Annotated in this window: 16 protein-coding genes; 13 read left to right on the top strand and 3 right to left on the bottom strand. The window is 65.2% G+C overall.

What is annotated here, in order from left to right; translation table 11 throughout:
- Nucleotides 1-195 precede the first annotated feature (195 nt).
- The 9 genes from PCE31107_RS11815 to ftsB all read left to right on the top strand — a co-directional run bounded on the left by PCE31107_RS11815 (nucleotide 196) and on the right by ftsB (nucleotide 12,304).
- Nucleotides 196-1,449: a lipoprotein-releasing ABC transporter permease subunit gene (locus tag PCE31107_RS11815; protein WP_130025562.1), complete on the top strand. Its 1,254-nt coding sequence runs from the start codon at nucleotides 196-198 to the stop codon at nucleotides 1,447-1,449.
- A complete protein-coding gene (gene lolD / locus PCE31107_RS11810; protein ID WP_240756228.1) occupies nucleotides 1,442-2,179 on the top strand; it encodes a lipoprotein-releasing ABC transporter ATP-binding protein LolD in 738 nt (245 codons plus the stop codon). The genes PCE31107_RS11815 and lolD overlap by 8 nt, the downstream gene beginning before the upstream one ends.
- 209 nt (nucleotides 2,180-2,388) lie before the next feature.
- The gene (locus PCE31107_RS11805) at nucleotides 2,389-3,264 is read left to right on the top strand and encodes a TatD family hydrolase (RefSeq protein ID WP_150608612.1); all 876 of its coding nucleotides are present in this window, start codon (nucleotides 2,389-2,391) and stop codon (nucleotides 3,262-3,264) included.
- Nucleotides 3,265-3,308: 44 nt separating this feature from the next.
- The gene (locus tag PCE31107_RS11800) at nucleotides 3,309-6,260 is read left to right on the top strand and encodes a DNA internalization-related competence protein ComEC/Rec2 (RefSeq protein ID WP_150608610.1); all 2,952 of its coding nucleotides are present in this window, start codon (nucleotides 3,309-3,311) and stop codon (nucleotides 6,258-6,260) included.
- A gap of 298 nt (nucleotides 6,261-6,558) precedes the next feature.
- Complete coding sequence (locus tag PCE31107_RS11795) at nucleotides 6,559-7,389, top strand: alpha/beta fold hydrolase (protein ID WP_130025565.1); 831 nt, start codon at nucleotides 6,559-6,561, stop codon at nucleotides 7,387-7,389.
- Nucleotides 7,390-7,575: 186 nt separating this feature from the next.
- Nucleotides 7,576-9,234, top strand: a complete 1,659-nt coding sequence (gene pyrG / locus PCE31107_RS11790; RefSeq protein ID WP_150608608.1) for a CTP synthase — start codon at nucleotides 7,576-7,578, stop codon at nucleotides 9,232-9,234.
- Nucleotides 9,235-9,271: 37 nt separating this feature from the next.
- The gene (gene kdsA, locus PCE31107_RS11785; protein ID WP_150608606.1) at nucleotides 9,272-10,126 is read left to right on the top strand and encodes a 3-deoxy-8-phosphooctulonate synthase; all 855 of its coding nucleotides are present in this window, start codon (nucleotides 9,272-9,274) and stop codon (nucleotides 10,124-10,126) included.
- A 390-nt stretch (nucleotides 10,127-10,516) separates the two neighbouring features.
- Nucleotides 10,517-11,800, top strand: a complete 1,284-nt coding sequence (gene eno, locus PCE31107_RS11780) for a phosphopyruvate hydratase (RefSeq protein WP_130025566.1) — start codon at nucleotides 10,517-10,519, stop codon at nucleotides 11,798-11,800.
- Nucleotides 11,801-11,872: 72 nt separating this feature from the next.
- Nucleotides 11,873-12,304: a cell division protein FtsB gene (gene ftsB / locus PCE31107_RS23800; RefSeq protein WP_343032345.1), complete on the top strand. Its 432-nt coding sequence runs from the start codon at nucleotides 11,873-11,875 to the stop codon at nucleotides 12,302-12,304.
- Nucleotides 12,305-12,392: 88 nt separating this feature from the next.
- Here the strand turns inward: ftsB and PCE31107_RS11770 are convergent, their stop codons facing one another.
- From PCE31107_RS11770 to PCE31107_RS11760, 3 genes are all read right to left on the bottom strand, one after another.
- Nucleotides 12,393-12,938, bottom strand: a complete 546-nt coding sequence (locus PCE31107_RS11770; RefSeq protein ID WP_150608604.1) for a hypothetical protein — start codon at nucleotides 12,936-12,938, stop codon at nucleotides 12,393-12,395.
- A 20-nt stretch (nucleotides 12,939-12,958) separates the two neighbouring features.
- A complete protein-coding gene (gene hslO / locus PCE31107_RS11765; protein ID WP_130025568.1) occupies nucleotides 12,959-13,894 on the bottom strand; it encodes an Hsp33 family molecular chaperone HslO in 936 nt (311 codons plus the stop codon).
- A 168-nt stretch (nucleotides 13,895-14,062) separates the two neighbouring features.
- A complete protein-coding gene (locus PCE31107_RS11760) occupies nucleotides 14,063-14,587 on the bottom strand; it encodes a gamma carbonic anhydrase family protein (RefSeq protein ID WP_130025569.1) in 525 nt (174 codons plus the stop codon).
- Between the two features lie 49 nt (nucleotides 14,588-14,636).
- Here PCE31107_RS11760 and PCE31107_RS11755 point away from each other — a divergent pair, with 49 nt between their 5' ends.
- The 4 genes from PCE31107_RS11755 to PCE31107_RS11740 all read left to right on the top strand — a co-directional run bounded on the left by PCE31107_RS11755 (nucleotide 14,637) and on the right by PCE31107_RS11740 (nucleotide 18,138).
- The gene (locus PCE31107_RS11755; protein ID WP_150608602.1) at nucleotides 14,637-15,581 is read left to right on the top strand and encodes a ferritin-like domain-containing protein; all 945 of its coding nucleotides are present in this window, start codon (nucleotides 14,637-14,639) and stop codon (nucleotides 15,579-15,581) included.
- An 81-nt stretch (nucleotides 15,582-15,662) separates the two neighbouring features.
- The gene (locus tag PCE31107_RS11750) at nucleotides 15,663-16,553 is read left to right on the top strand and encodes an alpha/beta fold hydrolase (RefSeq protein WP_150608600.1); all 891 of its coding nucleotides are present in this window, start codon (nucleotides 15,663-15,665) and stop codon (nucleotides 16,551-16,553) included.
- 88 nt (nucleotides 16,554-16,641) lie between these two features.
- Nucleotides 16,642-17,499 (top strand): 3',5'-nucleoside bisphosphate phosphatase, encoded by an 858-nt coding sequence (locus PCE31107_RS11745; protein WP_246181809.1) that lies wholly within the window; start codon nucleotides 16,642-16,644, stop codon nucleotides 17,497-17,499.
- A gap of 12 nt (nucleotides 17,500-17,511) precedes the next feature.
- Nucleotides 17,512-18,138, top strand: a complete 627-nt coding sequence (locus tag PCE31107_RS11740; protein ID WP_130025573.1) for an L-threonylcarbamoyladenylate synthase — start codon at nucleotides 17,512-17,514, stop codon at nucleotides 18,136-18,138.
- The last annotated feature ends 48 nt before the right edge of the window (nucleotides 18,139-18,186 follow it).

Here is an 18,186-nt window from a genome sequence, read left to right as displayed (position 1 = left end):
ACTTCGCGCTGGCAGTTGGCTGACCCTCACGTCGGGGGCTGAACGAGCCATGTGTCGAGCCGGGTTCAGGTCAGGTGGCCGCCGGGCCGCGACGACATGGTGGCCACGTGGCGGTCAGATACATGGGCGCTGGGCACCGGTGCGGACTGGCGCCGGAACGCTCCGATCGATCCTTATCAAGAATCAGGAATCCGTTTGAAATTCCCATACGAATGGCAGATCGGCTGGCGCTATACGCGCACCGGCAAGCGATCATCCGGCAACGGTTTCATTTCCTTCATTTCCTTCATCTCCATGGCCGGCATTGCGCTCGGCGTGGCGGCGCTCATCGTGGTGCTGTCGGTGATGAACGGTTTTCAGAAGGAAGTTCGGGACCGCATGCTCTCCGTGCTTGCGCACATCGAAGTCTTCGCGGTCGACGGCAATCTGCCCGACTGGCACCGCACGGCGGCCGAAGCGTTGCAGAACAAGAACGTGATTGCGGCGGCGCCCTACGTGGGCGAGCAGGCCATGCTAACGCGCGAGGACAACGTGCGCGGGGTGGTGTTGCGCGGCATTGTTCCGAGCGAGGAAGCCAAGGTGTCCGATCTCGGCAAGCAGATTACCGAGGGCTCGCTCGCCAATCTCACGCCGGGCAGCTTCGGTATCGTGCTCGGTCGCGAACTGGCGCGGGCGCTGGGCGTGAGCATCGGCGACAAGATCACCCTCGTCGCCCCGCAAGGGACGATCACGCCCGCAGGCGTGTTGCCGCGCGTGAAACAGTTCACGGTGGTGGCCGTTTTCACGGCGGGGCACTACGAATACGACAGCTCGCTGGCGCTCATCGATCTGCACGATGCCGAGACGCTCTTCCGACTCGACGGCCCGACCGGCGTGCGGCTGAAGATCCATGACATGGAGCGGGCGCCGCTCGTGGCCCGCGAGTTGGCCAAAACCCTGTCCGGCAATATGTGGGTGCGCGACTGGACGCAACAGAACAAGAACTGGTTCATCGCGGTGCAGACCGAAAAGCGCATGATGTTCATCATCCTGACGCTCATCATCGCCGTGGCGGCCTTCAATCTGGTGTCCTCGCTGGTGATGACGGTGACCGACAAATATGCGGACATCGCCATTCTGCGCACGCTGGGCGCACAGCCCGGCTCGATCATGAAGATCTTCATTGTGCAGGGCGTGACGATCGGTTTTGCCGGAGCGCTGCTCGGCGTGGCGCTGGGCTGCCTGATCTCGGTGAATATCGGCACCATCGTGCCATTCATCGAGCACTTGCTGGGTATCCACTTCCTGCCGCAAGACATCTATTTCATCTCCGAATTGCCCTCGGATCTGCAGTCGTCGGACGTGATCCGCATCGGGGTGATTTCGTTCATCCTCTCGGCGCTGGCGACGATCTACCCGAGCTGGCGTGCCTCGCGCGTCAAACCGGCGGAGGCCCTGCGCTATGAGTAACGCGAAAAATCAAGCGAATGCATCGTTGGCCGGTGTGCCGAACCTTGCCTATGACGGACCGGTGCTGCGCGCGCGCGATCTGCACAAGACATTCCGCCAAGGCCAGCTCAATGTGACGGTGCTCAACGGCGCGAGTCTCGACGTGGCCCCCGGCGAGAAGGTGGCCATCGTGGGCGCGTCGGGATCGGGCAAGAGCACATTGCTGCACGTGTTGGGCGGGCTCGACGATCCGTCGCGCGGCGAGGTGTCGCTGCTCGGCAAGCCGTTTTCGTCGTTGCGCGAGCGCGAGAAGACGTCGCAGCGCAATCAGTCGCTGGGCTTTGTCTATCAGTTCCACCACCTGCTGGCCGAGTTTTCGGCGCTCGATAACGTGGCGATGCCGCTGCGCATTCGCCGCTTGCCGACCGAGCAGGCGCAAGCGACGGCGCTGGCCATGCTTGAGCGTGTCGGGCTCGGCTCGCGCGTGAAGCACCGTCCCTCGGAGTTGTCGGGAGGCGAGCGCCAGCGCGTGGCAATGGCGCGGGCGCTGGTCACGCAGCCGGCTTGCGTGCTGGCTGACGAGCCGACCGGCAACCTCGACGGGCATACCGCCGAGACCGTGTTCGAACTGATGCTCGAGTTGTCGGAGACCCTGAAGACCAGCTTCGTGATCGTGACGCACGACATCGATCTGGCGAAGCGCTGCGATCGTGCCCTGCGACTGCGCGATGGGGTGCTGGAACCGGCATGACCGTGGTGCAAGCGCGTTAGCGCGAGCGGCGGCTGACATGAGCGAAACGCCGGGGTTCTCCCCGGCGTTTCGCATTTCGCGAGGCGGCGGCCGCCGTCGATTTCGGCAACGTCCTAGACCGTAACGCGGTGTCTTCCGATGGTCATCGCCAGAACGATGTGCGAGCCTTGTCAACGACCCGTAGAATTGACGCTCAAGGACCTTTGACCATGTGGATCGATACCCATTGCCATCTCGATGCGGCCGAGTTCGACGCCGACCGTGCGACCGTGATCGCCGACGCCACTGCTGCAGGAGTGGTGGGGCTCGTGGTGCCCGCCGTCGAATGCGCAACGTTCGACGCGGCGCGGGCCGCGGCTCGCGCAATCCCCGGCGGCGCTTACGCGCTGGGGATTCATCCGCTCTACACGCCACGCGCGCGCGACGCGGACATCGCCACGCTGCGCCGGGCCGTCGCGAGGGCGATGGGCGATCCTCGCTTCGTCGGTATCGGCGAGATCGGTCTTGATTTCTTCGTGACGACGCTGGACCCCGAGCGTCAGCAATTCTTTTATGTCGAGCAGTTGAAGATCGCGCGCGACTTCGATTTGCCCGTCATCCTTCACGTGCGTCGCTCGCAGGATGCCTTGCTCAAGCAACTGCGCATCTTCACCCCGCGCGGCGGCATCGCGCACGCGTTCAACGGCAGCCGGCAACAAGCGGACATGTTCGTCGAGCGTGGCTTCTGCCTGGGGTTTGGCGGGCAGATGACATTCGAGCGCGCCCTGCAGATTCGGCGTCTCGCGTCGGATCTGCCGCTCGATGCGCTCGTGCTGGAGACCGACGCGCCCGATATTGCGCCGCAATGGCGCTACAAGCAGCGTAATAGCCCGGTCGAGTTGGCGCGCATCGCGCAAGTGCTGGCGGACCTGCGTGGGGTGACGACTGCAGCCCTGGCGCAGGCGACTTGCCGCAATGCTTGGCGCGTGTTGCCGCGTCTGGCTGGCGCTATGGCCATGGTGCCGGGCGACGGGCCGGCTACCGGCGTTTCTCTGATCGCCGACATCTCCGACATCTCCGATAGCTCTGACGGCTTGGCGCGCTGACGATGCGGCGTTGCGCGGTCGCGAATACATGACGCGGTGACGTCATGAGACTTGTGCTGCTTGCGTGGGTCGCCGGCGTCTGGTGGTTGCAACAGGCGGCCGTGTTGCCTCAGGGGCGAGCGTTCGGTGCCGCGCTCGGCGTTGCCGCGGGCCTGTTTGCCATGTGGGCGGTGTGGGCGATCTGGGGCGTAGTGGGGTGCGATCGCGGTGCTGCGCGCGCCAGCCCGACGACGCGGGACAGTGGCGCACGCTTCGCACGAAGCGGCGCGCACGCCGGCGTGCGCTGGCGTCACCGGAGCGTGGTGGCCGTACTGGCGCTTTGCTCGGGTGTCTTCGGTTATTCGTGGGCAGCGTTTCGGGCGGAGGCGCGATTGAACGATCGGCTGCCCGTCGAACTGGAAGGGCGCGACGTGATGGTCGTCGGTGTCGTGTCCGGACTTCCTGCGTCGACGGATGATGGGCGGCGGTTCGCTTTCCATGTGGAGCGCGCGTACGTCTTGGACAAACGATGTGAGATGCCGATGTCCGCGACGGTGCGCTCAATGTCGGACACGCGCGGCGACCGACGCGACGCCGATACCCGCGCCGTGCCGTGCCGGGCGGTGCGTGTGCCGAAGGCCATTGAGTTGGTGTGGCCGGGGCGCTCGCGTTTGGGGGGCAACCCGGGCCGGGGTGGGGCGACGGCGGGACATCCGCACGCCGGTGAGCGATGGCGCTTGCCGGTGCGGCTCAAAGCGCCGAGAGGTTTTGCGAATTGGCACGGGGCCGATGCCGAGTTGACGGCGCTGGTGCGCGGCATTCGCGCGACGGGATACGTGCGGGCGTTGAGCGGCAGAGACGGCGCGACAGGGACAATGGCGCCGCGTCGTCTGCAAGCGGAGACGGTGCCCGGGTATCGATTCGTAGCCTGGCGGGAACGGCTGCGCGACAAACTTCGTGCCGGACTCGGGCCGTCGACGCGATACGGCGGCGTTTTGATCGCGCTGGCGTTGGGGGAGCGGGGGGATATCGCGGCCGACGACTGGCAGGTTTTTGCGGATACCGGTGTAAGTCACTTGCTGGCGATTTCCGGATTGCATGTGTCGCTCGTGGCGGGGGTGCTCGCGACACTGGTTGGCACGCTCTGGCGGCGCGCTTGCGGACGGCGCTTCAGTTTGCCGCTATGGTGGCCTGCGCCCAAGGCGGCGGCCGTCGCCGGTCTGCTGGCGGCGATGGCGTACGGGGCGGTGGCGGGGTGGGGCGTTCCGGTGCGGCGCGCCGTCGGCATGGTGGCGATTCTGGTCTTCGCCTTGCTCAATGGCCGTATGGCGGCGCCATCGTATGTGCTGGCGTGGGCGTTGGCCACCATTGTCGCGCTCGATCCGTGGGCCGTGGTAACGCCGGGCCTGTGGCTCTCGTTTGGCGCGGTCGCGGCACTGGTCCTGGGCGCTGGGCGGAAGCAAACGCCGCCGGTGGCACGTCGACGCGGCATCCCGGAGGTGGCGCGGTCGCCGTCAACAGCGAGCGCGATGGGGCGCGCGCTGGCGGATGTGCGGCGTCCAGGCGAATGTCGGGACGTTCCGCGTCAGGGCGCTCAGCGTCAGGGCGGTGAGCGTCGGCCGGGCGACAGTCGGGACGGCGGACGTCAGGGCCTTGAATATCAGGCAGGCAAACGTCGGGGCGGTGAACCTCAGGACGCTGAACGTCGGGAAGGCGCGATCCCCCGCTGGCGCGCGGCGACCCTGGCCCGTCTGCGGCCTGCGGTGCGCGCACAATACGCGGTCACGATCGGACTGGTGCCATTGACGTTGGCATGGTTCGGGTCGGTGCCACTGCTTGGGCCACTGGCAAATGCGATTGCCATACCGGTGATGACGTTGATCGTGACACCGCTGACGCTGGCGAGCCTGTTGCTGCCCGAGATGTTGGCCCATTGGGCGTTGGCGGTAGCGCACGCGGTGGTCGTCTGGCTGGCCGATTGGCTCGGCATGCTGGCAGCGTGGCCCTGGGCGGTGTGGCGAGCGGCCGTTGCGCCGCCCTGGGCGCAGGCGGCCGCTGTCGGCGGCGTGCTGCTCTGTCTGATGCCTTGGCCGGCCGCGATGCGTCGGCTGAGGGGGTGGCGCGTCGGTGTTCGTTTTGCCGGCTTCGCGTTGCTGGGGCCGGCGTTGCTCGCGTCGCCGCCGCGGCCGGGCACCGGAGAATTTCGGGTCACCCTGCTCGATATCGGGCAGGGCAATGCGGTGCTCGTCGAGACGGCGTCGCGTACGCTGTTGTTCGACGCCGGGCCGCCGCTGGGGCGATATAGCGATGCCGGGCGCCGCGTGATCGTTCCCTATCTGCGCGCGCACGGCATCCGGCGGCTGGATCGGCTCGTGATCAGCCACGCGCATGACGATCATTTCGGCGGCGCACTGAGCGTGCTGCGGGCGTATCCGTCGGCGCAGGTACTGTCGTCGCTGCCGGCGACGCATGGGGTGCGAAGCGCCGCAGCGGCCCATCGCACTTGCCTGGCCGGGCAGCAATGGACGTGGGACGGCGTCACGTTTCGCTTCCTGCATCCTGATAAAGGGGCGTTGCGCGACGGCTGGGAGGGACGCATGGGACCGAACAGCGTCAGTTGTGTGCTGCGCGTATCGAACGCCGAGCACAGTGCGCTGCTCGCGGCGGATGCCGAAGCGCCGCAGGAGCGCACCATGCTGGCACGCTTCGGTGCCGGTTTGCGCTCTGACATCCTGTTGGCACCGCATCACGGTAGCCTGACGTCGTCGACAACCGTGTTCATCGAGGCCGTATCGCCAGCCCACGTGGTGTTCCAGGCGGGCTACCGCAACCGCTTTGGACATCCAAGGCCCGGGGTCGTGGCTCGTTATCAGGCAGCCGGCGCGCAGATTTGGCAAAGCGTGACGCACGGGGGCGTTCGGTTTTCGTTCACAAAGGATGGAATCGAGGCGCAGTCTTACCGCGAGCAATATCGACGGTACTGGCACGCGGAAGTACCGGATACGTCACGACGTTGATGTCATGCCACCGGCAAGCGTGGACATTCCGGCGCTTCGCCACGGGATCGCGGAGTGTGCCCGGGCGTCGCGATTCGACGGAAACCTCTACCGGTACTTAACGAGCGGTTCGCTAGAATGGCCCGATGCGCCGGATTGCGGTCCGCTCGTGCATGCACCGGCTGGTCCTGACCCACACAGTGATTCCCGTCGATCGGCACCGATTGCCGCGGGCTGCCGTCCCTGGTTTTCAGTGGCCGCCGGGCGGCCGATTTCAGCACATTTCGCACAAGGCCGGCTCGCCACGACAACGAATGCCATGACAAGAGACATCCTTCATTTTTCGCACGGCAACGGCTTTCCCGCCGGCGTCTATCGCAAGCTGCTGGGCGCGCTGGCCGACGATTACGACGTTCGCGCCATCGACCGCATCGGTCACGACCCGCACTATCCCGTCACGCCGGGCTGGCGCTATCTGCGCAACGAACTGGTCGACACCCTCATGCGCGAATACCGCGGTGAGCCGGTCTGGCTCGTCGGACATTCGCTCGGCGGCTTCCTGAGCCTGATGGCCGCGCTCAAGGCGCCGCAGTGCGTGCGCGGGGTGGTCATGATCGATTCGCCCATCGTTACGCCCGGCTGGCGCACGCAGATGCTCCGCTTGGGCCTGCTCACCGGACTGTACGAGCGAATGTCGCCTGCGGGCGTGACCAAGCGGCGTCGCGATCACTGGCCCGACTGGGAAACGGCCTGGCAACATTTCGCGAGCAAGCCGGTGTTCGCCGGCTGGGATTCGGACGTGCTGCGTGACTACATCGACCGCGGCACGATGCCGACCGGCGAGGGCGAGGCCCGGCGTCTTGCGTTTGCGCGTGACATCGAATATCGGATCTATCTGACGCTGCCGCCGCTGCTCGCCGTGCGTGCAATGCGCGGCGTGCCGGTGCCGGTCGGTTTTCTCGCGGGCACCGAGTCTCGCGAGCTACGGCAAGCCGGGATCGGGGCGACGCGTCGTATCGTCGGCACCCATCTGCGTTACGTGCAGGGCACCCATCTCTTTCCGATGGAGCATCCGCTGGAAACGGCCGCCGCCGTGCGCGACATGCTCGCGGAACTGCGCGGCGAGCGCCGGCGTTCGCTGGCCGCCTGAGACGCCCGGGCGGGAATCGCGTCGCGGGGTGTCCGATCCGGGCGCATGCTTGCCGGTCGGGAGCGATGTCCCGGCCATGCGGAGCGCCGCGCAGGGCGCCTGTCAAGGTCAAAATTTGCCGCGCCGCACGTCGAGGGCGGGGCCGCTTTCGGGTATAATCCGGCTTTCCCGCGAGCAATTACTGCGATGACCAAATTTGTTTTTGTCACGGGCGGCGTGGTTTCCTCTCTTGGTAAGGGAATTGCTGCCGCATCTCTGGCCGCGATTCTCGAATCGCGTGGCCTCAAAGTCACCCTCCTCAAGCTTGATCCCTACATCAACGTCGACCCGGGCACGATGAGCCCGTTTCAGCACGGCGAGGTGTTTGTCACCGAGGACGGTGCGGAAACCGACCTCGATCTGGGCCATTATGAGCGCTTCATCAGCGCCAAGATGCGTCGTGCGAACAACTTCACGACGGGCCAGATCTACGAATCGGTGATCCGTAAGGAGCGCCGTGGCGAGTATCTCGGCAAGACCGTTCAGGTCATTCCGCACATCACCAACGAAATTCAGGCTTTCGTCGAGCGCGGTGCGCGTTCGACGTGGGACGGCCATCCCGACGTCGCCATCGTTGAAATCGGCGGCACGGTCGGCGATATCGAATCGCTGCCGTTCCTCGAAGCCGCGCGTCAGATGAACCTGCGCCTGGGCCGCAACAGCGTGGCCTTCGTGCACCTGACGCTCGTGCCGTACATTGCGACGGCTGGCGAGCTGAAGACCAAGCCGACGCAACACAGTGTGCAGAAGCTGCGTGAGATCGGCATTTCGCCGGACGTGCTGCTGTGCCGCGCCGACCGTCAGATTCCGGAAGACGAGTGCGCCAAGATTTCGCTGTTCGCGAACATTCCGCAGGACGCCGTGATTTCGGTGTGGGACGTCGACACGATCTACAAGATTCCGCAGATGCTCCATGACCAGGGCATGGACAAGATCATCTGCGACGAACTGAAGATCGAAGCCAAGCCGGCCGACCTGTCCATGTGGACGCATCTGGTGCACGCCGTCGAGAATCCGAAGCACGAGGTCACTGTCGGCATGGTCGGCAAGTACGTCGATCTGACCGAGTCGTACAAGTCGCTTATCGAAGCGCTGCGTCACGCCTCGATCCACACGGAAACGCGTGTGAACATCGAGTACATCGATTCGGAACAAATCGAGAAGGACGGCACGGACGCGCTCAAACATCTGGACGCCATTCTCGTACCGGGCGGTTTCGGCCGACGCGGTACCGAAGGCAAGATCAAGGCGATTCGTTATGCGCGCGAGAACCGCGTGCCGTATCTCGGCATCTGCCTGGGTATGCAGCTCGCCGTGATCGAATTCGCGCGTGACGTGGCCAAGTTGTCCGACGCCAACAGCACGGAATTCGAGCCGTCGACGCCGCATCCGGTCGTCGCCCTCATCACTGAGTGGCAGGACCGCGACGGCAAGATCGAGCAGCGTACCGAAAATTCGGATCTGGGCGGCACCATGCGCCTGGGCTCGCAGCGTGTACCCGTCAAGACGGAAACGCTCGCGTCGCGCATTTATGGCGATTCGGTCAATGAGCGTCACCGCCACCGTTACGAAGTCAACAATCATTATGTTCCGCAGCTCGAAGCCGCCGGTCTGGTGATCTCGGCGCGCACGCCGAGCGAGAACCTGCCGGAGATGATGGAGTTGCCGCAGCAGGTGCATCCGTGGTTTGTGGGCGTTCAGTTCCACCCGGAGTTCACCTCGACGCCGCGCGATGGCCATCCGCTGTTCAAGGCGTATGTCGAGGCGGCGCTGGCGGGTCAGCAGTCGCGCAAGAAGGCCGCCTGAGGCCCCGCCCGCCGCGAGCGAGACATAAGGAGTTCTCATGAAACTGTGCGGTTTCGAGGTTGGCCTGGACCAGCCGTTTTTCCTGATCGCGGGGACCTGCGTCGTCGAATCGGAGCAAATGACGATCGACGTCGCGGGACAGCTCAAGGAAATTACGAGCGCGCTGGGCATTCCGTTCATTTACAAGTCGTCGTTTGACAAGGCGAATCGCAGCTCCGGCAAGTCGTTTCGCGGCCCCGGGCGCGAGGCTGGCCTGAAGATCCTCGAGGAAGTGCGCCGCCAACTCGGCGTGCCGGTGCTCACCGACGTGCATACCGAAGAGGATGTGGCCGTGGCCGCGCCTATCGTCGATGTGCTGCAAACGCCGGCGTTCCTGTGCCGCCAGACCGATTTCATTCGTGCCTGCGCCCAGTCGGGCAAGCCGGTGAACATCAAGAAGGGGCAGTTTCTTGCCCCGCACGACATGATCAACGTCATCGACAAGGCCCGCGACGCCGCGCGCGAGGCTGGCCTGCCCGATGACGTGTTCATGGCTTGCGAGCGTGGCGTTTCGTTTGGCTACAACAATCTGGTCTCGGACATGCGCTCGTTGGCGATCATGCGCGAGACCCGTGCGCCGGTTGTGTTCGACGCGACGCACTCGGTGCAGTTGCCCGGCGGCCAGGGCACCAGCTCGGGCGGTCAGCGCGAGTTCGTGCCGGTCCTCTCGCGTGCCGCCGTGGCCGTGGGCGTGTCGGGCCTGTTCATGGAGACGCACCCGGATCCGGCCTGCGCGCTTTCGGACGGCCCCAACGCCGTGCCGCTCGGACGCATGCGCGAACTGCTCACCACGCTCAAGACGATCGATGCGGCGGTGAAGCAGGGCGAGTTCCTGGAAAATAATTTCAGTTGAAATGAGACACGCCGTCCTGGGGCCACTATCAGCACGCCCACAGGACGGGTATAGCGCTCGGATGCCTTGGCAGCGTGGCGTCGAGTCGTTAAGCTTGTCGCGCAGCGGTCGTCGGAAGTCGCCGCGAGGGCAAGCCCACAAGGAGATGCCCGCGTGCGGTACGCCGAGCGCACCGTCGACATCGATGTCATCCCGCAGGCCGCCGTACCTTATTTCGAGGTGCCGTTGTTTCCCCGTCCATGCAGTACCGCGTCGTTGCGCGCTTGAGCGCCGCACCGGCATCCACGTCAGGGTTCGGCGCGAGCGCCCGACGTGAACAGGGCAGGTGACGGGCCGCGGCGCGAAGCAGGTTCCCTTTAGCGTTTTTGTCATACAGATACCGAGGAATACATGAGTGCAATCGTAGATATCATCGGGCGCGAAGTGCTGGACTCGCGCGGCAACCCGACGGTCGAGTGCGACGTGCTGCTGGAGTCGGGCGTGATGGGCCGTGCGGCAGTGCCGTCGGGCGCATCGACCGGCTCGCGCGAAGCGATCGAATTGCGTGATGGCGACAAGGGTCGCTATCTCGGCAAGGGGGTGCAGAAGGCAGTCGAGCACATCAATACCGAGATTTCGGAAGCGATCATGGGCCTGGATGCGGCGGAACAAGCCTTCCTGGACAAGACGCTGATCGAACTCGACGGCACGGACAACAAGTCGCGTCTCGGTGCAAACGCCATGCTGGCCGTGTCGATGGCCGTGGCCAAGGCCGCGGCGGAAGAAGCCGGCCTGCCGCTGTACCGCTACTTCGGCGGTTCGGGCGCCATGCAAATGCCGGTGCCGATGATGAACATCGTCAACGGCGGCGCGCACGCCAACAACAGCCTGGACATCCAGGAATTCATGGTGATGCCCGTGGGCCAGTCGAGCTTTCGCGAAGCCCTGCGTTGCGGCGCCGAAATCTTCCACGCGCTGAAGAAACTCATCGCCGAGAAGGGGATGAGCACGGCCGTGGGCGACGAAGGCGGCTTCGCACCGAATTTCGCGTCGAACGAAGAGTGCCTGACGACCATTCAGCAGGCGGTTGAGAACGCCGGCTACCGCATGGGCGACGACGTGCTCCTGGCGCTGGACTGCGCCTCGACCGAATTCTTCAAGAACGGCAAGTACGAGCTGGCCGGCGAAGGTCTGTCGCTGACCTCGGAAGCGTTCGCCGACTACCTCGCCAACCTGTGCGACAAGTTCCCGATCGTGTCGATCGAAGACGGCATGTCGGAAGACGACTGGGCCGGCTGGAAGGTCCTGACCGACAAGCTCGGCCACAAGGTGCAGCTGGTCGGTGACGACCTGTTCGTGACCAACACCAAGATCCTGAAGCAAGGCATCGAGCAGGGCGTCGCCAACTCGATCCTCATCAAGATCAATCAGATCGGTACGCTCACCGAAACGTTCGCCGCCATCGAAATGGCCAAGCGCGCCGGCTACACGGCCGTCGTGTCGCACCGTTCGGGCGAAACCGAAGACTCGACGATTGCCGACATCGCCGTTGGCACGAACGCGGGCCAGATCAAGACGGGCTCGCTCTCGCGCAGCGATCGTATCGCCAAGTACAACCAGCTTCTGCGCATCGAAGAGGATCTCGGCGATATCGCCTCGTATCCGGGCAAGGAAGCGTTCTACAATCTGCGCTAATTCCGTTTCCCGGGAGGTTGCGCCCCGACGGCTGTCGAGGCGCGCTTCTCGGCATTCTTGCCAGGCGAAAGCATGCGAATGGTGACCTTGCTGCTGGTGCTGCTGCTGGCGGTGATCCAGTATCCGCTCTGGTTCGGCCATGGTGGTTGGCTGTACGTGCACGAGCTGCGCGACGAGTTGAGCGCCGAACAGCAGAAGAACGAGCAGTTGAAAGAACGTAACGATCGTCTTGCCGGCGAAGTGCAGGATCTGCAGGACGGCACGTCGGCGATCGAGGAGCGCGCGCGTTTCGAGCTGGGTATGGTCAAGGACGGCGAAGTGTTCGTTCAGTTCGTGGCGCCGGACGGCTCGGGCGGTCCGCAGGCCGCTTCCGCCGCGGGTGCCCCACTGGTCTCGTCGACCGAACCGGCACACAAGTCGGTCGCGGCAGCGCCGCCGGCACCGCCGACTTCGTCCCCAGCGAAGCGCGGGGCGCACGCGGCGCACAAGGCTCAGCATCACTGAGCGTCGCCGGCACAACGCGCAGACAGTACGACAAAATGGCGTTCCCACGGGAACGCCATTTTTTCATGTCATCTCGCGGTGCCGCACACTAGAAGCCGATGCCCACACCCACCGATGCGCGTGGGCCATAGCCGCCATATCGGCCCGGTCCGTACCATCCCGGTCCGTACCATCCCGGGCCATACCACGCAGGACCACCCCAACCACCGTAGAAATACGCGTTGTTGGCATTGCTGCGCAGCGCAGCCTCGATGGCGCGCTGTGCGCGTTCGTGCTCGATGGTCGCTTCCTGCTCGTCGTAGATGCGTTTGTTCAAGCGTGTCAGGTCCTGCTTCTGGGCATCGGTCATTGCCGGGATGCCTTGCGTCTGCGGCAGACGTGCCGCGGGCGCGTCAGGCGGTGGCAGTTGCGCACAACCGGCGGCGAGCATCAGGAGCAGCGCGCCGAGGACACCGAGGACACCGAGGGCGCCGACGACAAGCCGAGGGGGCCGTTCACGCGTGGCGCGCGTAGTGCTGGCGTTGAACGCGAGTCGCGGCGTGAGCGATGCGCCGAGGGCGATAGCGGGGTGGCGAGCCGAACCACCGCCCGCCACATCCTGCATGCGGTGCCTGGTGACGTCTATCCGGCGCATGCCTGCGATCTCCGCGTCGCTCAATGTTGCGCGGACGGCGCGGCGTGCAGTTGCTCCGTAAAGAGCTGCGCCGCATCCACCTTGTCGAAACGATAGGTCTGGCGGCAGAACTCACACGCCACTTCAAGATCGGGACGCTCGTCGAATACGCTCATGACTTCTGCTTCGCCGAGCGTGCGCAGCATGTTGGTGACCCGCTCGTGCGAGCACGTGCAGCGAAACGCCGTGACCGCCGGCTCGAACACGCGCACCGTTTCTTCCCAAAACAAGCGCTGCAGCAGCGTTTCCCGATCGACGCTCAGCATTTCGTCTCGCTTGAGCGTATTGCCAAGCTGGCAGACGCGATTCCACATGTCCTCGTCTTGCTCGGGCGCACGCTCGGCACCGGTGCCGGCCGTGCCGCCATGGCCGGGCAGCTTCTGCAGCAGCATGCCCACCGCGTGGCGGTCGTCCGACGCGAGCCACAGGCGTGTGTCGAGCTGCTCCGAATGATGCATGTAGTGTTCGAGCACCGACGCCAGATCGGGCAGGGGGCCGTGTTCATCCGACAGCGGCACCACGCCCTGGTAAGGCTGTTGGCCCGGTTGCTTCACGCGCGGGTCGAGCGTAATGGCGAAGCGTGCGCGGCCGTCGACGTTGACGAGCGCTTTGAGGGTCGCGTCGTCGGGGATCTCGCCGCTGTACTTTGCCGTGGCGCGCATCGTCAGGTCGGCGTTACATTCGACGACGATCATGGTGACCGGGCCATCGCCGTGCAGTTGCAGGATCAGGGCGCCGTCGAATTTGACGTTGGCCGTGAGCAGCGCGGCCGCGGCCATCATTTCACCGAGCAGATGACGTACCGGCGCCGGGTAGTCGTGACGCTCGAGCACGGCGCGCCACGTCGCGTCGAGGCTGACGTATTCGCCGCGCACCGGGGCGGCGTCGAACATGAATTTCTGAAGTTGATCGGACACGGTTGAATTCCTGAAAAATGCGGCAACGGCGGTTGTCGTGGCGGGCCGCGTTGCGCGGTAACAACCGCGCAGATTCGAGCCGGATGCTGCACGAACGCCGGTGGTTGGCGCGTCAATACTGCGTAATCTGGGGGCGCGCACCGCATTTTCAACACACCGGCGGGGCGATCAGCCGATGCGCACCAACTGTTCCTTGAAGACCTGACGGCGTGCCGCATAGCCCTCGGCGTTGCGCTTGAGGTTCGCGACTTCCTCGTCGGTCAGTTCGCGCACGACCTTGGCGGGCACACCCAGGATCAGGGAGCGGTCAGGGAACGTCTTGCGCTCGGTGACCAGCGCGCCCGCACCGACCAGACAGTCGCGGCCGATGACCGCGCCATTGAGCAGCACCGCCTGAATGCCGATGAGCGAGTTTTCGCCCACGGTGCAGCCGTGCAGCATCGCCTGATGGCCAATGCTCACGCCGCTGGCCAGCGTGAGCGGGTACCCCGGATCGGCGTGCAGAACGGCACCTTCCTGCACGTTGGTACCCACGCCGACCTTGATCGGCTCGTTGTCGCCGCGAATCGCGACCCCCGGCCACACGCTGCTGTTCTCGGCGAGGATCACATCTCCGATGATGCTGGCGGTGTCGGCCACGAAAGCACTCTCGTGGATCTGGGGGGTCTTGTCTCCAAGTTTGTAGATCGGCATGGCGGCTTCGGTTCGCGGTTAAAATCGATGAATTAGGTATTGTAACGTCATGACCGATTTCACTCCCACGCCCGGCGGCCGTGCCGCGCGCAACGCCGACCCCGGCCATGGCTCCGAAGCCAGCACATCCGGCAACGCGCATCTCGCGTTCACCGGATCGGCGTGTGCCCGCGAGCACACGCTTGCGCTCCTGCGCCTGTGCGATCCGTATGAGAAGGCGCACGGCGTGACGGCACTTCGCGACGCAGTGCGAGACGGCCGTGCACGCTGGCACCCCGAGCGTCGCTTCGAGGTGGCCGAGCCGGCGGCGCCGGCGCGCGCGGGGGAGGCCGGCATTCCGGGACGTCCCGCCGCGCCCCGGCTGGTGTCGCCGCGAGAATTGAAGCACCGCGCCGCGACATCGGTCGAGGGCCGTGCCGCCTTGCTGCACGCGCTCACCCACATCGAATTCAACGCGATCAATCTTGCGCTCGACGCCCTGTGGCGCTTCGACGGCCTGCCCACCGATTACTACGACGACTGGCTTCAGGTCGCGGCGGAGGAGGCGTATCACTTCTCTCTGCTTGCCCAGCACTTGAACACGCTCGGTGAGCCGTACCGCTACGGCTATTTCCCGGCGCACGACGGCTTATGGGAGATGGCGCGCAGGACGTCCGGCGACTGGCTGGCTCGCCTCGCGCTGGTGCCACGCACCTTGGAGGCGCGCGGGCTCGACGCCAGCCCGCCGATCAAGGCCAAGCTGGCGAGCGCGGGCGATGCCGCCGGGGCCGCCATTCTCGATATCATCCTGCGCGATGAGATCGGGCATGTCGCCATCGGGAACCGTTGGTATCGCTGGGGATGCGAGCGCGCCGGATGTGATCCCATCGAGACCTATGCCCGGCTCGCGGCGCAATATGGTGCGCCGCGTCTGCGCGGGCCGTTCAACCTGGAGGCCCGCCGGGCGGCGGGCTTCGACGACGACGAACTGGCTGCGCTGCAGGCGCTTGTGTAGCGGCGCGGCCGATTCGTCATTTTTGACGCTGATAGACTCGGCGTTCCTCGATCGTTTCGATCTTCACTTTCTGCCTGCGCCATGACCGATTCGCGATCCGAATTTCTGACGGTGCGCGGCCTGCGCCACCATGTCCGGCAGTGGGGTACGCCCGGCGCGCCGAAACTGTTCGCGCTGCACGGCTGGATGGACGTGTCGGCGTCGTTCCAGTTCGTCGCGCAAACGCTGGCGCAGCGCTGGCATGTGCTCGCCCCGGACTGGCGCGGTTTCGGCCTCACCGACTGGCCAGTGGCGCAAGGCCGCTGCGGCAGCTACTGGTTTCCAGACTACCTCGCCGACCTCGACGCCCTGCTCGACGTCTACACGGAGCCCGGCGAAGCTGTCCGGCTGATTGGTCACAGCATGGGCGGCAACGTCGCGTGTCTGTATGCCGGGGTGCGGCCCTCGCGGGTTCGGCGTCTCGTGAATCTGGAGGGCTTCGGTCTGCCACCGTCGCAGCCGATCGCGGCGATCCGCCAGCTCGGCCGTTGGCTCGACGATTTGCAGCATGCGCCGACGTTGCGTCCTTATGCCACGCTCGACGCGGTGGTGGCGCGGCTTCGCAAGACCAATCCGCGCCTCACGCAGGTGCGGGCGGACTGGCTGGCACAACGATGGGCACGCCAGGACGTCGATGGACAATGGCATTTGCTTGCCGATGCGGCGCACAAGATCGCCAATCCCTACCCGTACCGGCTCGATGAAGCGATGGCGGTATGGGGCAACGTGAGCGCGCCCGTCCTGCATGTGGAAGCCACGGACTCGGACGTGCTGCGACATTTCGTCGGGGCGCAGGGGACGGCGGCGTTCCGGGAGCGCTTCGAGGTCTTTCCGAATTTGACGGAGGCTTTCGTGGAAGATGCCGGTCATATGCTGCATCACGACCAACCCGACGTCGTTGCCCGGTTGATCGACGACTTCTGCCGGGAGTGAGGCCGCGGGTCACTCGCGCCGCGCTCACTTGAGCGGTAGAATAAAGGCGTCACAACCACGTCATACGGCGGTGCCGGGCGGACGCGATATGTCATCCCCCCGGCGGCTCATCATGCTCAACGCGGATCTTCATTGTCATTCCCGAGTGTCCGACGGCACGCTCGCGCCGTCCGAGGTGGCGCAGGTGGCGTTTGAGGCCGGTGTCGACCTCTGGTCGCTGACCGACCACGACGAGATCGGTGGCCAGCGCGAAGCGCGCGCGGCGGCCGAAGCGCTCGGCATGGGGTACGTGAGCGGTGTGGAGATCTCCATTACGTGGGCCAACCGCACGGTGCATATCGTCGGGCTGAATCTCGATCCCGATAATCCCGCGCTGATCGATGGACTGGCGGCCACGCGCGGTGGCCGGGCGTTGCGAGCCCAGCAGATGAGCGAGCAATTGGCGGCCGCCGGCATTCCGCACGCCTACGAGGGGGCGCTGCGTTTCGTCGGGAATCCCGATCTGATTTCGCGCACGCACTTCGCCCGATATCTCGTGGCAATCGGCAAATGCACGTCGGTTTCCGATGTGTTTTCGAAGTATCTCGCGGAGGGGCGGCCGGGTTACGTGCCGCACCGCTGGGCCACGCTGGAGAATGCCGTGAGCTGGATCCGCGGGGCGGGGGGCATTGCCGTCGTGGCACACCCGGGACGCTACAAATTCACGCCGCTCGAGTTCGGGGTACTGTTCGATCAGTTCCGCGAACTGGGCGGGGAGGCCATCGAAGTGGTGACCGGCAGCCATACGCCGGATCAGTACCGCGAGTATGCCGACGTCGCGCGCCGCTACGATTTTCTGGCGTCGCGCGGCTCGGATTTCCATGGGCCGTCCGAGAGCCGTGCGCTGCTCGGCAAGCTGCCTGCGCTGCCCGACGATCTCACCCCGGTCTGGAGCCGCTGGCAGTAACTTTCCGACACTATGTCGCAATTCTTCCAGATCCATCCGGAAAATCCTCAGTCACGACTCATCAAGCAGGCCGCCCAGATCATCGACAAGGGCGGCATCGTGGCGTTGCCGACCGACTCCAGCTACGCGATCGCCTGTCACATCGACGACCGGCAGGCCGTCGAACGCCTGCGTCGTATTCGCGGTCTCGACGACAAGCAACTGCTCTCGCTCCTGGTCCGCGATCTGTCGGAGCTGGCCGAGTTCGCCATGGTGGATAACCGGCAATACCGGTTGATCAAGGCGACGACGCCGGGGCCCTATGTGTTCATTCTCGAAGCGACGAAAGAGGTGCCGCGCCGGCTCTCGCATCCGTCGCGAAAGACGATCGGTCTGCGGGTGCCGGATCATGCCATCACGCTGGCACTGCTCGAGGCGCTGGGGCAGCCGTTGCTCGCCACCACCCTGATTCTGCCGGGCGAAACCGAGCCGCTGAACGACCCCGACGAGATTCGTGAGCGCTTGGAAAAGCAACTGGATCTGGTGATCGACGGCGGGGCCTGTCCTAAAGAACCGTCCACGGTGGTCGACCTGACGGTGACGCCGCCCGAGGTGCTGCGTCGCGGTCGCGGCTCGCTGGCGCCGTTCGGTCTGTCGTGAACGGGCGCGTGTCGCTCGCCTTGCAATACGCGGTAATACTGGCGCGCA

The sequence above is a fragment of the Pandoraea cepalis genome (genome assembly GCF_902459625.1).
Classification (GTDB): Bacteria; Pseudomonadota; Gammaproteobacteria; order Burkholderiales; family Burkholderiaceae; genus Pandoraea; species Pandoraea cepalis.
This window is presented reverse-complemented; position numbering and strand designations above follow the sequence as displayed.

Bases quoted from the DNA above. Each gene is read 5' to 3' on its own strand.
- PCE31107_RS11805 (WP_150608612.1), top strand. From the start codon at position 2,389: ATGTGGATCGATACCCATTGCCATCTCGATGCGGCCGAGTTCGACGCC.
- lolD (WP_240756228.1), top strand. From the start codon at position 1,442: ATGAGTAACGCGAAAAATCAAGCGAATGCATCGTTGGCCGGTGTGCCG.
- PCE31107_RS11745 (WP_246181809.1), top strand. From the start codon at position 16,642: ATGTCATCCCCCCGGCGGCTCATCATGCTCAACGCGGATCTTCATTGT.
- PCE31107_RS11760 (WP_130025569.1), bottom strand. From the start codon at position 14,587: ATGCCGATCTACAAACTTGGAGACAAGACCCCCCAGATCCACGAGAGT.
- PCE31107_RS11740 (WP_130025573.1), top strand. From the start codon at position 17,512: ATGTCGCAATTCTTCCAGATCCATCCGGAAAATCCTCAGTCACGACTC.
- ftsB (WP_343032345.1), top strand. From the start codon at position 11,873: ATGCGAATGGTGACCTTGCTGCTGGTGCTGCTGCTGGCGGTGATCCAG.
- PCE31107_RS11795 (WP_130025565.1), top strand. From the start codon at position 6,559: ATGACAAGAGACATCCTTCATTTTTCGCACGGCAACGGCTTTCCCGCC.
- eno (WP_130025566.1), top strand. From the start codon at position 10,517: ATGAGTGCAATCGTAGATATCATCGGGCGCGAAGTGCTGGACTCGCGC.
- PCE31107_RS11800 (WP_150608610.1), top strand. From the start codon at position 3,309: ATGAGACTTGTGCTGCTTGCGTGGGTCGCCGGCGTCTGGTGGTTGCAA.
- pyrG (WP_150608608.1), top strand. From the start codon at position 7,576: ATGACCAAATTTGTTTTTGTCACGGGCGGCGTGGTTTCCTCTCTTGGT.
- PCE31107_RS11750 (WP_150608600.1), top strand. From the start codon at position 15,663: ATGACCGATTCGCGATCCGAATTTCTGACGGTGCGCGGCCTGCGCCAC.
- PCE31107_RS11770 (WP_150608604.1), bottom strand. From the start codon at position 12,938: ATGCGCCGGATAGACGTCACCAGGCACCGCATGCAGGATGTGGCGGGC.
- PCE31107_RS11755 (WP_150608602.1), top strand. From the start codon at position 14,637: ATGACCGATTTCACTCCCACGCCCGGCGGCCGTGCCGCGCGCAACGCC.
- kdsA (WP_150608606.1), top strand. From the start codon at position 9,272: ATGAAACTGTGCGGTTTCGAGGTTGGCCTGGACCAGCCGTTTTTCCTG.